12 protein-coding genes are annotated in these 13282 nt (G+C 67.0%); 5 read left to right on the top strand and 7 right to left on the bottom strand.

What is annotated here, in order from left to right; genetic code table 11:
- Positions 1 to 50 precede the first annotated feature (50 nt).
- The 4 genes from ACYAF3_RS02995 to ACYAF3_RS02980 form a co-directional block, all read right to left on the bottom strand.
- Positions 51 to 965 carry an acyltransferase gene (locus tag ACYAF3_RS02995; protein ID WP_003085811.1) on the bottom strand — a complete coding sequence of 305 codons (915 nt, stop codon included), beginning with the start codon at positions 963 to 965 and terminating at the stop codon, positions 51 to 53.
- A gap of 126 nt (positions 966 to 1091) precedes the next feature.
- Positions 1092 to 3206: a phosphate acetyltransferase gene (pta, locus tag ACYAF3_RS02990; protein ID WP_031756444.1), complete on the bottom strand. Its 2115-nt coding sequence runs from the start codon at positions 3204 to 3206 to the stop codon at positions 1092 to 1094.
- Positions 3207 to 3268: 62 nt separating this feature from the next.
- The gene (locus ACYAF3_RS02985; protein WP_003085814.1) at positions 3269 to 4453 is read right to left on the bottom strand and encodes an acetate kinase; all 1185 of its coding nucleotides are present in this window, start codon (positions 4451 to 4453) and stop codon (positions 3269 to 3271) included.
- Entirely contained in the window at positions 4453 to 4791 is a 339-nt protein-coding gene (locus ACYAF3_RS02980) for a DUF3565 domain-containing protein (protein WP_003109430.1), read from the bottom strand. Before ACYAF3_RS02980 ends, ACYAF3_RS02985 begins: the two co-directional genes overlap by 1 nt.
- Between ACYAF3_RS02980 and ACYAF3_RS02975 the strand changes: the two genes are divergently transcribed.
- The 5 genes from ACYAF3_RS02975 (at position 4760) to ACYAF3_RS02955 (ending at position 8977) form a co-directional block, all read left to right on the top strand.
- Entirely contained in the window at positions 4760 to 5245 is a 486-nt protein-coding gene (locus tag ACYAF3_RS02975) for an FKBP-type peptidyl-prolyl cis-trans isomerase (RefSeq protein ID WP_003085816.1), read from the top strand. The two genes, ACYAF3_RS02980 and ACYAF3_RS02975, sit on opposite strands and share 32 nt — an antisense overlap.
- A 205-nt stretch (positions 5246 to 5450) precedes the next feature.
- Positions 5451 to 5933 (top strand): glutathione peroxidase, encoded by a 483-nt coding sequence (locus tag ACYAF3_RS02970; protein ID WP_003109429.1) that lies wholly within the window; start codon positions 5451 to 5453, stop codon positions 5931 to 5933.
- A 150-nt stretch (positions 5934 to 6083) separates the two neighbouring features.
- The gene (locus ACYAF3_RS02965; RefSeq protein ID WP_003085819.1) at positions 6084 to 6674 is read left to right on the top strand and encodes a TetR/AcrR family transcriptional regulator; all 591 of its coding nucleotides are present in this window, start codon (positions 6084 to 6086) and stop codon (positions 6672 to 6674) included.
- Positions 6675 to 6714: 40 nt separating this feature from the next.
- Positions 6715 to 7827: an NADH:flavin oxidoreductase gene (locus tag ACYAF3_RS02960; RefSeq protein WP_003120762.1), complete on the top strand. Its 1113-nt coding sequence runs from the start codon at positions 6715 to 6717 to the stop codon at positions 7825 to 7827.
- A gap of 190 nt (positions 7828 to 8017) precedes the next feature.
- On the top strand, positions 8018 to 8977 hold the full coding sequence (locus ACYAF3_RS02955; protein ID WP_014603213.1) for a DegV family protein: 960 nt from the start codon (positions 8018 to 8020) through the stop codon (positions 8975 to 8977).
- A 3-nt stretch (positions 8978 to 8980) separates the two neighbouring features.
- On the opposite strand, the gene ACYAF3_RS02950 is transcribed toward ACYAF3_RS02955, so the two are convergent.
- The 3 genes from ACYAF3_RS02950 to ACYAF3_RS02940 form a co-directional block, all read right to left on the bottom strand.
- Complete coding sequence (locus ACYAF3_RS02950) at positions 8981 to 10201, bottom strand: glycosyltransferase family 4 protein (protein WP_003116486.1); 1221 nt, start codon at positions 10199 to 10201, stop codon at positions 8981 to 8983.
- 87 nt (positions 10202 to 10288) lie between these two features.
- Positions 10289 to 10912, bottom strand: coding sequence for a phospholipase C accessory protein PlcR (gene plcR, locus ACYAF3_RS02945; RefSeq protein ID WP_003122996.1), 624 nt, complete (start codon positions 10910 to 10912; stop codon positions 10289 to 10291).
- A gap of 17 nt (positions 10913 to 10929) precedes the next feature.
- Positions 10930 to 13122 carry a phosphocholine-specific phospholipase C gene (locus ACYAF3_RS02940; protein ID WP_105579289.1) on the bottom strand — a complete coding sequence of 731 codons (2193 nt, stop codon included), beginning with the start codon at positions 13120 to 13122 and terminating at the stop codon, positions 10930 to 10932.
- Positions 13123 to 13282: the final 160 nt, after the last annotated feature.

The raw sequence follows: 13282 nt of genomic DNA, 5'->3' as shown, positions 1-13282 counted from the left end.
GCCCGCCATTCGGCGGGCTTTTTCATGGGCGCTGGTCGGCGCTCTTCGTCCTACGCCTTGGCGTTACCGGGAAACTCGCGGTGCAGGCTGTCGAGCAACTGGTCCTTGCGCTCCCACAGCTGGTTGACCCATTGCTGGAATTCCGCGCGGTAGCCGGCGTCCTGGTCGTAGCTCTTGCCGACGAACTGGCGCGGAATCTCCAGTTCCTCGAAGCGCACCACGACGTCCTTCAGGCGTCCGGAAAGCAGGCACCAGAAGGTCGGGCTGCCGTCCGGGTAGTGGATGGTCACGTTGACCAGGGTCTTCAATTGCTCGCCCATGGCGTCGAGGACGAAGGCGATACCGCCGGCCTTGGGCTTGAGCAGGTGGCGGAACGGCGACTGCTGCTCGTCGTGCTTGGCGCGGGTGAAACGGGTGCCTTCGAGGAAGTTGAACACCGCTACCGGGATGCGGCTGAACTTGGCGCAGGCCTTGCGCGTGGTCGCCAGGTCCTGGCCTTTCTTCTCCGGGTGCCTGGCCAGGTAGGCCTTGCTGTAGCGCTTCATGAAGGGGAAATCGAGGGCCCACCAGCACAGGCCGATGATCGGGACCCAGATCAGTTCCTGCTTGAGGAAGAAGCGCAGCAGCGGGATGCGTCGGTTCAACTGGTATTGCAGGACGAGGATGTCGACCCAGCTCTGGTGGTTGCTGGTGACCAGGTAGGAGTGTTGGTACTCCAGGCCCTCCAGGCCCTGGACGTTCCAGCGGGTGCGCTGGACCAGGTTCATCCAGCCCTTGTTGCAGGCGATCCAGCCTTCGGCGATCAGGCTCATGATCTTGCTGCACAGGCGCTGGGCGGCGGCGAACGGCAGGAGCAGCTTGACCAGGGTCATGCCGAACAGCAGGCAGGCCCAGCACAGGGTGCTGGACACCAGCAGCAGGCCGGCCAGGGAGCCGCGCAGGAAATGGGGGAGAAACGACAGCATCAAGGAGTCCTTGTACGTAGGCGCCCGGCCAGGGCCGGGCGCGTGGAGCGGGGCGTGGTCCCGCCGTTCACATGGCACATCCTCGTGCCTGGCCGAAGCCAGTGCCGCCCACTGGGCGGCGTTCCTTCAGGCCGGGGCCTGGGCGTCCGCCTGGATGGCGGTGAGGGCGATGGTGTAGACGATGTCTTCCACCAGCGCGCCGCGCGACAGGTCGTTCACCGGTTTGCGCAGGCCTTGCAGCATCGGCCCGACGCTGACGCAATCGGCGCTGCGCTGCACCGCCTTGTAGGTGGTGTTGCCGGTGTTCAGGTCGGGGAAGATGAACACCGTGGCCTGCCCGGCCACCGGGCTGTTCGGCGCCTTCTGGCGGCCGACGCTGGCGATGGCGGCGGCATCATACTGCAAGGGTCCGTCGATCAACAGGTCGGGGCGCTGCTCGCGCGCCAGGCGGGTGGCCTCGCGAACCTTGTCGACATCCACCCCGGAACCGGAGTCGCCGGTGGAGTAGCTGATCATCGCGACCCGTGCCGGGATGCCGAAAGCCTGCGCCGACGCGGCACTCTGCACGGCGATCTCGGCCAGGTCACTGGCCGAAGGATCGGGATTCACCGCGCAATCGCCGTAGACTAGCACCTGGTCCGGTAACAACATGAAAAACACTGACGACACCAGGTTGTAGCCGGGCGCGGTCTTGATCAGTTGCAGCGCCGGGCGGATGGTGCTGGCGGTGGTGTGGATGGCGCCGGAGACCAGGCCGTCGACCTCGTCCAGGGCAAGCATCATGGTCGCCAGGACCACGCTGTCCTCCAGTTGCTGCTCCGCCATCGGCGCGTTCAGCCCCTTGCCCTTGCGCAGCTCGACCATCGGTTCGACGTAGCGCTGCCGCACCAGGTCAGGGTCGATGATCTCCAGGCCTTCCGGTAGCACGATGCCCTGGGCCTGGGCCACCGCCTGGACCTCGTCCGGCTTGGCCAGCAGCACGCAGCGGGCGATGCCGCGCGCCTGGCAGATCGCCGCCGCCTGTACGGTGCGCGGCTCGCTGCCCTCGGGCAGGACGATGCGCTTGCCGGCCTTCTGCGCGCGTTGCACCACCTGGTAGCGGAACGCCGGCGGCGACAGGCGCAGCTCGCGCGGCGTGCCGCAGCGCTGCTTGAGCCATTCGAAATCGATGTGCCCGGCGACGAACTCGGTGACCCGCTCGGCGCGCTCGCGGTCGTCCACCGGGATTTCCTTGTTCATCCGGTTCAGGTTGGTCGCGGTGTCGTAGGAGCCGGTGGCCACCGACAGCACCGGCAGGCCGCCCTGCAGGGCGCCGCGGCAGAGTTCCATGATCCGCGGGTCGGGCGGGAAGTCGCTGCACAGCAGCAGGCCGGCCAAGGGTACGCCGTTCATCGCGGCCAGGCTGGCGGCGAGGATGATGTCGTCGCGGTCGCCGGGGGTCACCACCAGCACGCCGGGCTTGAGCAGTTGCACGGTGTTGGGCACGGCGCGGGCGCATAGCACGATCTTCTGCACCCGGCGCTGCTCATAGTCGCCGGCGTTGATCACCCGTGCGCTGAGCAGGTCGGCGATGTCGCGGGTGCGCGCGGCGTTGAGTTCGTCCTGCCAGGGAATGCAGCCGATCAGGCGGAAGTCGTCGCGCAGCAGCGGCGAGTGTTCGGTGAGGCGCCGGGCGAAGTCCGCCACGCCGTCCTCGGCGTCGGCCGCGTCGGCCTCGCCGCGGACCTTGTTGAGGATCACCCCGAGCACCTTCGGATCGCGCGGGCCGCCGAACAGCTGGGCCTGGATCTCGATACGGTCGGTCAGTTCGGTGAGCGTCTCGTTTTCCGGCGCGGAGACCAGGATCACCTCGGCGTCGAGACTCTTTGCCAGGTGGAAGTTGACCCGCGCGGCGTAGCTGGCGTGACGGGTCGGTACCATGCCTTCGACGATCACCACGTCCTTGTCGGCGGCGGCGCGCTGGTAGAGGCTGATGATCTCTTCGAGCAGTTCGTCCAGTTGGCCGTCGCCGAGCATGCGCTCGACCTGGGCCAGCGGCAGCGGCTTCGGCGTATCCAGGCCGTGGGTGCGCGCCACCAGTTCGCTGGAGCGCTCCGGGCCGAGGTCGCCGGGATGCAGTTGGGCGATGGGTTTGAAGAAGCCAACCTTCAGCCCGGCGCGTTCCAGGGCGCGAAGCAGGCCGAGGCTGATCGAGGTGAGGCCGACGCCGAAACCGGTCGGGGCGATGAAGAAGGTATGCATCTGGGCTCCTTAAGCCGTGCGTTTGGCCACGCCGCCTGGTTGGGCGGGGGCGTCGATCCAGTTCAGTCGAGCAGGGCCAGCGTGTCGAGGGCGATCTGCCGCTCTTCGTTGGTCGGGATCACCAGTACCCGCGGATGCCCCGCGGCCTGGATCGGCCCGGCGACGCCGCGCACGCAGCGGGCGTTGGCCTCCTGGTCGAGGCGCAGGTCGAACAGCCGCAGGTGGGCGGCGGTCTTGGCGCGCACCAGCGGCGAGTTCTCGCCGATGCCACCGGTGAAGATCACCCCGTCCAGTTGCGGCAGGGCGCAGCTCATCGCCGCCAGGGACTTGGCCAGGCGGTAGCAGAACACCTCGATCGCCAGGGCCGCGCCGGGGTGGCCCTGCTCGCGCTCCTGCTCCAGGGTGCGCATGTCGTTGGACAGGTCGGAGAGGCCGAGCAGGCCACTTTCGTTGTTCAGCATCGAGTCGATGCGCTCCAGGCTCCAGCCCAGGGTCCGCGCCAGGTGGCTGTGCAGGTTGGGGTCGACGTCGCCGCTGCGGGTGCCCATTACCAGGCCTTCCAGCGGGGTCAGGCCCATGCTGGTGTCGAGGCTCTGGCCGTTGACGATGGCGCAGGTCGAACTGCCGTTGCCGAGGTGGGCGCTGAGCCAACTGCTGTCGCCGACCGCCAACCCGGCCATTTCCGCGGCGCGGTGGCTGACGTAGCGGTGGCTGGTGCCGTGGAAGCCGTAGCGGCGTACGCCATGCTCGCGGTAGAGGGCTTCCGGCAGGGCGTAGCGGTAGGCGTGCTCCGGCAGGCTCTGGTGGAAGGCGGTGTCGAACACGGCGACGTGGGGCAGCTTGGGAAACAGCGTCATCGCTGCCTCGATGCCTTGCAGGTTGGCCGGGTTGTGCAGCGGCGCCAGCGGCGCGGTGGCCCGGATCGCCTCGACCACCCGGTCGTCGATGCGCGTGGCATGGGTGAACAGCTCGCCGCCATGCACCACCCGGTGGCCGATGCCGTGGAGCTTGCCGCCCGCGGCGTTCTGCACCATCGGCAGCAACTGGGCGAGGGCGGCGCGGTGGTCGGCGTTGGGAATCATCAGGCTGTCGCTGTCGCCGCCGCGCTTCCAGCGCAGCACCGCATCGCGGCTGCCCAGGCGCTCGGCGAGGCCGTGCAGGGGAAACAGGGAGTGGGCCTCGTTGACCAGGGCGAACTTGATCGACGAACTGCCGCAGTTGATCACCAGTATGTTGCGTGAGGGCATCACTGCTCCTTGGTCTGCTCTTCTTCTTCCCGGGCACACCAGCCGCAGCGAAATTCGCGGCCGAGCTGTCTGTGCCGCTCGTTTTCGTCAAGGACCCAGGCGCGCGATTGCCAGGGCGGTTGGTGGCGCAGGTGTTGAGTATGGCCACAGGACAAGACTGCCACCCAATGGCCTTCCTCGTCCTGATGAAAATCAATCACCCGCGACGGCGCTCGCGCGCCCCGTTCATCAGGGGCGCGGTCGCTTTCGGGGCTATTGATACGTACACTTACGCATTCATCTTCTTTATCGAAAAGGTTTCGAACCATGCAGATCGCGGCCAACAAGGCGGTTTCCATCGACTATACCCTGACCAACGACGCCGGGGATGTCATCGACAGTTCCGCTGGTGGCGCGCCGCTGGTCTACCTGCACGGTGCCGGCAACATCATCGTCGGCCTGGAGAAGGCCCTGGAAGGCAAGAACGTCGGTGACGAACTGAGCGTCGCCATCGAGCCGGAAGACGCCTATGGCGAATACAGCGCCGAACTGGTCGCGACCCTGACCCGCGAGATGTTCGAAGGCGTCGACGAACTGGAAGTCGGCATGCAGTTCCACGCCTCGGCTCCGGACGGCGGCATGCAGATCGTCACCATCCGCGACATCGACGGCGACGACGTGACCGTCGACGGCAACCATCCGCTGGCCGGCCAGCGCCTGAACTTCAAGGTCAAGGTAGTCGACGTGCGCGAGGCCAACGCCGAGGAAATCGCCCACGGCCACATCCATGGCGAAGGCGGTCACCACCACTGATCGGCGTTCATTCGCCGATTGATGGCCTGGGCCGTCCGCCGGCGGAACTGCTAAGCTGGTATAGCGAAAGGCGCCTGTGGGCGCCTTTCGCGTCATGCGCCATGCCTGGGCTCTTTACCCCGTCCCTGGGGATGCGCCGCAGCCAGGGTTCTTGCCCGGTGCGGGGCTTGGCACGTTGTGTCGCTGAATGCGCAAGGAGTACGTCATGAGTGCCTTTCACGATCTCACCCTGCAGGGGTTGGATGGACAGGACCTGCCGCTTTCCCCGTTCAAGGGCAAGGTGCTGCTGGTGGTCAATGTCGCCTCCAAATGCGGCCTGACACCCCAGTACGCCGGCCTGGAGAATCTCTACCAGACCTACCGCGAGCGCGGTTTCGCGGTGCTCGGCGTGCCCTGCAACCAGTTCGCCGGGCAGGAGCCGGGCAGCGAGGCGGATATCCAGTCCTTCTGCAGCCTGAACTATGGCGTCAGCTTCCCGATGAGCGCCAAGGTCGAGGTCAACGGCAGCGCGCGGCATCCGCTCTATCGCCTGCTGGCGGGCGAGGGCGCGGAGTTTCCCGGCGACATCACCTGGAACTTCGAGAAATTCCTGCTCGGTCCCGACGGTCGCGTGCTGGCGCGTTTCAGCCCGCGCACGGCGCCGGACGATCCGGCCCTGGTGCAAGCCATCGAGAAGGCCCTGGGTTGATCTCCCGCGGGACGCGTTCGCGTCCCGCCGCTTCCTTTCCTGTCTTGCGCCGCTTCATGACGCAACGCGATAAGCCCCTGCCTGTAACGCCTGATCACCGCCGTTGATAATGTTGGGCGGACGAGACGACCGGTCATATTCTCTCGTTCCATGACTAGCAACCGACTCGACAAGCGCGAACTGATCCTGGCCAAGGGCTCCGAGGTCATGACCCGGCGTGGCTACCACGGCACCGGGGTGCTGGAGATCGTCCAGGCCGCGCGCATCCCCAAGGGCTCCTTCTATCACTACTTCGACAGCAAGGAAGCCTTCGCCCAGCAGGCCCTGGAGCACGTCTACGCGCCGCGCCTGGCGCGCTACGCCCAGGCCCTCGGCGACAGCCGCTTCAGCCCGCGCGAGCGGGTGCTGCGCTACTACGGCGAGCTGCTGGAGCACTTCGCCCGCCAGGAAAAGCCCGAATACCACTGCTTCATCGGCAGCCTGAGCTTCGAGATGGCCGAGCTGTCGCCGCCGATCGCGGCCAAGGTCGAGTCGATCCTGCAGGCTTCCGCGCAAATCCTCCAGGACTGCCTGGAGCAGGCGCGCGAGGCCGGCGAACTGGCCGCCGACGAGGACTGCGCGAGCCTGGCCGGCTTCATCGGCTTCGCCTGGCAGGGCGCCCTGGCGCGCTTCAAGGTCGGCGCCGGCCTCGCTCCGCTGAATGCTTTCATGTCGCGCCTGGAGCTGCTGCTCCGCGCCTGATACCTGCCCGAACCTCCCATTCCCCCTCAGGAGTCCGTCCATGAGTGCCCCCGTAGAAGCCCTGTTCCAACCGTTCCGTCTCGGCGCCCTGGAGCTGCCCACCCGTGTGGTGATGGCGCCGATGACCCGCAACTTTTCCCCGGGCGGCGTACCCAACGCCAAGGTCGTCGAGTACTACCGCCGGCGCGCCGCCGCCGGCGTCGGCCTGATCGTCAGCGAAGGCACAACGGTCGGCCACAAGGCCGCCAACGGCTATCCGAACGTGCCGCGCTTCTATGGCGAGGACGCCCTGGCCGGCTGGAAGCAGGTGGTCGACGCGGTGCATGCCGAGGGCGGGCGCATCGTTCCGCAGCTCTGGCACGTCGGCAGCGTTCGGCGCCTGGGCGTGGAGCCGGACGCCAGCGTGCCCGGCTACGGCCCGATGGAGAAGGCCAAGGACGGTAAGGTGCTGGTCCACGGCATGAGCAAGGCCGACATCCAGGACGTCATCGCCGCCTTCGCCCAGGCCGCCCGCGACGCCCAGGCGATCGGCATGGACGGGGTGGAGATCCACGGCGCCCACGGCTACCTGATCGACCAGTTCTTCTGGGAAGGCAGCAACCAGCGGGACGACGAGTACGGCGGCAGCCTGGCCAATCGCTCGCGCTTCGCCGTCGAGCTGGTGCGGGCGGTGCGCGCGGCGGTCGGCGCGGATTTCCCGATCATCTTCCGCTTCTCTCAATGGAAGCAGCAGGACTATTCCGCGCGCCTGGTGGAAACCCCGGAGGGCCTGCGCGAGTTCCTCGCGCCGCTGGTGGAGGCCGGCGTCGATATCTTCCACTGCTCGACCCGCCGCTTCTGGATTCCCGAGTTCGAAGGCTCGGAACTCAACCTGGCCGGCTGGACCCGCGAGCTGACCGGCAAGCCGACCATTACCGTGGGTAACGTCGGCCTGGACGGCAGCGAGTTCCTGCAATTCTTCGGCAAAACCGACGAGGTGGCGCAGCCGGCGAGCATCGACGGCCTGGTGGAGCGCCTGGACAAGGGCGAGTTCGACCTGGTCGCGGTGGGCCGCGCGCTGCTGGTGGATCCGGAGTGGGCGGTGAAGGTCCGCGAGGGGCGTATCGGCGACATCAAGCCGTTCAGCCGCGAGGCCCTGGCCAGCCTGGTCTGAAGGCGCGTCCGCGACGCACCGGCCCGGCGCCGCGCCGGCAAGCAGATCCCACCCCTCGGGGTGGGATTTTTCATGGCCGTGATTTTTTCCGAAAACCCGCCGTGCGGCCGGCTGACTTCAAAGTCCGAAACGGGCATTGTATGACCGCCAACACAACAATAGGCCGAGAAACGGCCAGAGGAGCGAATCCATGCGTATCGGCCTGGTGGTCGACGCGACCTGCGACCTGCCGCCCGAATTCCTCGCCGCCCACGGCATCCGCGTGATGCCGATCGGGATCCGCCTGGGCGAGCAGCGGCTCATCGATCGACGCGACCCCGACACCACCCTGAGCTTCTACCGCGACCACCTGGCCAAGGTCGGTAGCAAGGACGGCAGCCAGCCGCTCTCCGCCGCCGAGTTGCAACAATGGTTCCTCGACGAACTGGTGACCGACTTCGACTACGTGGTCTGCCTCACCGTCGACAGCCTGCGCAGTCCGATCTTCGAGCACGCCACCCAGGCCTCCTTCGGCCTGCTCCAGCACTACCACGAGCGCCGCCACGCGGCCGGCATCGCCGGTCCCTTCACCCTGCGCGTACTCGACAGCCACTCGGTGTTCGCCGGCATCGCCTGCCTGGCGGCCGAGGGCACGCGCCTGCTGGCGCAGGGCAGCCACCCCAACGCGCTGCGTACGCGCCTCGAACAGCTCAGCCAGCAGACCTGCACCTACCTGGTCGCCGATGACCTGGGCCACTTGCGCCGGCGCGGCTTCCAGAAGGGTGATCGCAGCGGTTTCGTCGACCGGGTCAAGGGCGCAGCGCTGGGGTTGGGCTCGCTGCTCGACGTCAAGCCGGTGTTCAGCCTGGCCGATGGCGAGGACAAACCGGTGGCGCTCTCGCCGAGCTTCGAGAAGTCGGCGGAGAAGCTGTTCGGCTATGCCCTGGCGCGGGTACAGGCGGGTGAGCTGCTGGCACCGCAACTGGGTCTCAGCTATGCCGGCGATCCGACCGCGCTGCGCGACCTGCCGGGCTTCGCCGCGTTGGAGAACGCCTGCCGCGAGCGCGACATCCACTTGCACCTGGGCATGCTCAGCCCTACCGGCGGCATCAATCTGGGCGCCGGGGCCATGAGCCTGGGCTTCATCGCCACGCCGAAAGCCTTTGCCTGAGAGCTACTCGCGGCTGCGTGGCAAGGCCCCGCCATCCTCTGCCGGCGGCCGCTCGGGCTTCGACCGAGCGGGCTGGACCAGCGGACTGGCGCAGGCGTCTTCCAGGTAGTTCTGGAAGTGCTCGACGATACTGTCCCAACCTTGCCGGCTGGCGTGTTGGCGGGCGTTGAGACGGACCCGGCGCAGGCGTTCCTGGTCGTCCAGCAGCCAACTGGCGACTTCGACGAAGCCGCTCTTGTCGCCCGGCGCGGCGAGCACGCCGTTGTGCCCATGGCGGATGTGCTGGCCGGCGGCGGCCTGGTCGAAGGCGACCACCGCGAGGCCGGCGGCCTGGGCTTCGAGGACCACGTTGCCGAAGGTCTCCGACAGGCTTGGGAAGAGGAACAGGTCGCCCGAGGCGTAGTGGGCGGCCAGGGTTTCGCCGCGCTGGACGCCGCAGAACAGCGCTTCGGGCAGGTCCCGTTCGAGGTGCCTGCGCTCCGGCCCGTCGCCCACCAGTACCAGGCGCAGCTTCAGCTGCGGATGGGCGGCGCAGAGCGCGCGGAAGGTGCCGCCGAGCAGGCCGAGGTTCTTCTCTGCCGCCAGCCGGCCGACGTGCAGCACGGCGATGTCCTGTTCGCCCAGGCCCCAGCGCCGGCGTAGTTCGGGATCGCGCCGGGAGGGATGGAAGAGTTGGCTGTCGACCCCGCGGGAGAGCAGGTTGAGACGTTCGAAACCGCGCCGCTGCAATTCCATGCGCTGGCTGCCGCTGGGCACCAGGGTCATCTGCGTGCGGTTGTGGAACCAGCGCAGGTAGCCGGTGACCAGCCGGGTCAGCGGACCGAAGCCGTAGTGCTCGCTGTACTGCTGGAAGTTGGTGTGGAAGCCGCTGACCGCCGGGATGCCCAGGCGCCGCGCGGCGCGCAGGGCAGAGAAGCCGAGCGGGCCTTCGGTGGCGATGTAGAGCACGTCCGGGCGCTGGCGCTTCCAGCAGCGCAGCAGCTTGTGCAGGCTCGACATGCCCCATTGCAGGCCGGGGTAGCCGGGCAACGGCCAGCCGCGGGTCAGCACCAGCTCGGCGTCGCTGCGCCGGCCGTCGTCGCCGGGCTGGCGCGGGCGCACCACCTGGACCCGATGGCCAAGCTGCTGGAGACCGGCATGCAGGCGCCCCAGGGTATTGGCGACGCCGTTGACTTCCGGTGGGTAGGTTTCGCTGATCAGGGCGATGCTTAGAGGTCTGCTCATGACGTCAGTGTCGACCGACGCCGTGTAGCGGATGTGAAGTTTTGGTGACGCTTGCGTGACGGCGCCCCGGTCGGGGCGCCGTGGATTTCAGCGTTGCAGCAGGCGTGGGTTCTCCTCGCCGAAGATCTGCTTGCGCAGGGCCTTGAGGCGTTCGTCGATGGCGGCGTGACGCTGCTCCTCGCCGTCGACGCTGGCGAGCACCTCGGCGATCACCTTGTCCGACTCTTGCGCGTATTCGCGCAGTTGCTCTTCCTCGCCAGGCGTCGGCGCTTGCTGCTGGACGGAGGCGTTGTCCTTGAGCGCCATCCAGATCTCGAAGTCGAGCGCCTCGCGGCGCCTGGCATCGGCCTCCACATAGGGCGTCAGACGCTGGATCTCCTCGAAGGTCTGGCGCGGATCGGCGCCGACCGCCACCTCGCGCTTGAGCTGTTCGATCAGACCTTCGGCGGCCTGCTTGCGTTCGATCTCGGACATCTGCCCGGCGTTGCGGCCGAACTCGCCGAGTTGCTGTTCCAGGTTGTCGGGAGCGGTGGCTGTATTCATCTCGGGGGCTCGGGAAGGAATGGAAGGTTTTGCCGCCGGTGTGGCCTGCGGGGGAGACGCGAAGGGCGCGACGGGCGCCGGCTCCGATGGGTAAAACAACAGGACGGCGCCGATGGCCGTGCCGCAGAGCAGCAGGGCCAGCAAGGTCCAGGTCAGGGTAGGTCTCATGCGATGGACTCCTCGCTTCAGGTCGCTGCGATGTCGAGCAATGGATCGCTCCTGCTCGGCTTGCCGGTCTCGACGTGTCCGGCCAGGCGGCGGAGATAGTTGGCTTCCGTATTGCTGGCGGTCACGCTGAGGTCGTACCAGCCCTGGCTGCTGCGTAACAGCCACACTTCACTGATCGCCTGGTTCGGTTCGAGTTCATAGCGACGGCTGCCCTCCCGGGTATAGGCCGGGTTCGGCGTCACCGTCACGCTGCACGGCAGGCGGCCGAGATTGCGGATGTTCAACTGCAGGTTGCCGTTGCGTTGATAGGTGACCGATACCTCGGGCCGCGCCATCTGCGCGGCGAGATGCAGGTTGCCGTGGAACTCGCGGAAGAAGCCGTTGGGGCCGTGCACCTCGAAGGCGTAGCGGCCGTTGGCGTCGAGCAGGTCGTCGAGTTCGTCGTTGAGGGTCCGGCCCAGTTCCTCTCCGCTTTCCTGGACCACCGGATAGCTGGTCACGGTATAGAAGCGCGGATTGCCGACTTCCCGCGGCTGCACCTGGAATACCGCAGCGGAGTGTCCCTGCGGATTGCCCGGCAGGCTCATGCCGTCGTTGCCCAGGGTCAGGCGCAGCTTGCCGGCGGCGATGTCGAGGGCCAGCGTGGCGTGCAACTGGTAGGGCACCGCGAGGGTAGGGCGCTGGCCCTTTTCCTGGCCGGGCAGGCTCTTCGGCTCGTAGGACCAGTACTTGGGACTGGGCCGGTAGAACTGCTGCCAGTAGGCGTCCTCCTTGCGCGCGTCGCTCTGCGGGACGTTGGTCAGGTCGGGGGCGACCTGGGTATCGCCTGCGCCCTGGAAGTCGAACAGCGAAGTCAGGTCGCCGCAGACGGCACGCCGCCAGGGCGAGATGTTTTCCTCGACGACGCCGAAGCGGCGTTCGAGGAAGCGCAGCACTGAGGTATGGTCGAACACTTCGGCGCTGACCTTGCCGCCCTTCGACCAGGGCGAGATGGTGATCAGCGGGACGCGGTGGCCGAGCCCGATGGGCAGCCCGCTGGATACCTCGATCTCGCCGGCGGTGCTGACCGTGGAAAGGCCGACGCCATCCTTCCACGGCGGCACCGGGGCGCTGGCGTGGTCATAGAAGCCGTCGCCCTCGTCGTAGTTGAGGATGAACACGGTCCTGGCCCAGACCTCGGGGTTGCTGGTCAGCGCCTCGAGCACCCGGGTCACGTAGTACTCGCCGAACGAGGGGCCCCACCAGGGATGCTCGCAGTAGCAGTAGGGCGCGACGATCCACGACACCTGCGGCAGCGTGTTCTCCTGCACATCCTTGCGCAACTGGTCGACGCCGCGGGCGAGCATGGCGCGCTGCCAGAGGTCCGAATCGCGCGGAGCGTTCTTGAAGTTCCTGAACCAGGCGAGGGCGTTGCAGTCGTAGTTGTTCTGCTCCTGGAGCCGGTATTTCCAGTAGGCGTCGACGTACAGGTACCAGAGTGACGAGGAGCGGTAGCCGCCTTCCTGGTAGACCCGCCAGTCCACGCCAGCGGCGCTTAGCCGCTCGGGATAGGTGGTCCAGTCCACCGTGCCGCTGGCGCCGATGGTGCCGTCGCCCATGTCGTTGCCGATGTGTACGTCCTTGCCGTCGCCGCTGGGGGCGGCGCGTCCGCTCATGTGGTAGAGGCGGTTCGGATTGGTCGGGCCCATCATCGACTGGTGGTAGGCCTCGCACAGGGTGAAGGCGTCGGCCAGGGCGTAGTAGTAGGGAATGTCGCCGCGCTTGAAGTAGCCCATGGCTTCGGGGTACTGCACCGCCATCCACTTGTCGTTGCGGCCCTGGTTCCAGATCGCGTGGAAGGCCGACCATTCATGGTTCTGCGAACTCACCCACTGGGCGCTGGTGACTTTGGTATCCCAGTGATAGGGGGAGAACTCGTACTTGTAGTTCTGGTACCAGACCGGCTTGCCGTCCTGGCGCTTGAGCGCGCGAGGATCGTTGAAGCCGCGGACGCCGTTGAGGTGGCCGAAGTAGTGATCGAAGCTGCGGTTCTCCTGCATCAGGATGACCACGTGCTGGACGTCCTGGATGGTTCCGGTGCGGATGTCCGGCTCGATGGCCAGGGCGCGCCGGAGCGTCTCCGGGAACAGCCCGGAAAGGCCGGCCAGGGTAGCGGCCTGGGCGCCGTGCTTGAGAAAGGTTCGACGGCGGAATTTCCAGTTTTCGGTCATCGTTTTATTTCCCGGGTGGTTTTTTGATTTCCATCAATCTGCGTACTTCTTGTTTCGAGATGATTAATCGTCTTCGCTGTTTTTCCGGCAGGGAATACAGCGAGCCGATGGTTTCATGGCGATAATTTATCGGTTGATCCCGAAAGCGACTTCGATATGA

It is taken from the genome of Pseudomonas sp. TZ252, from assembly GCF_056110345.1.
This window is presented reverse-complemented; position numbering and strand designations above follow the sequence as displayed.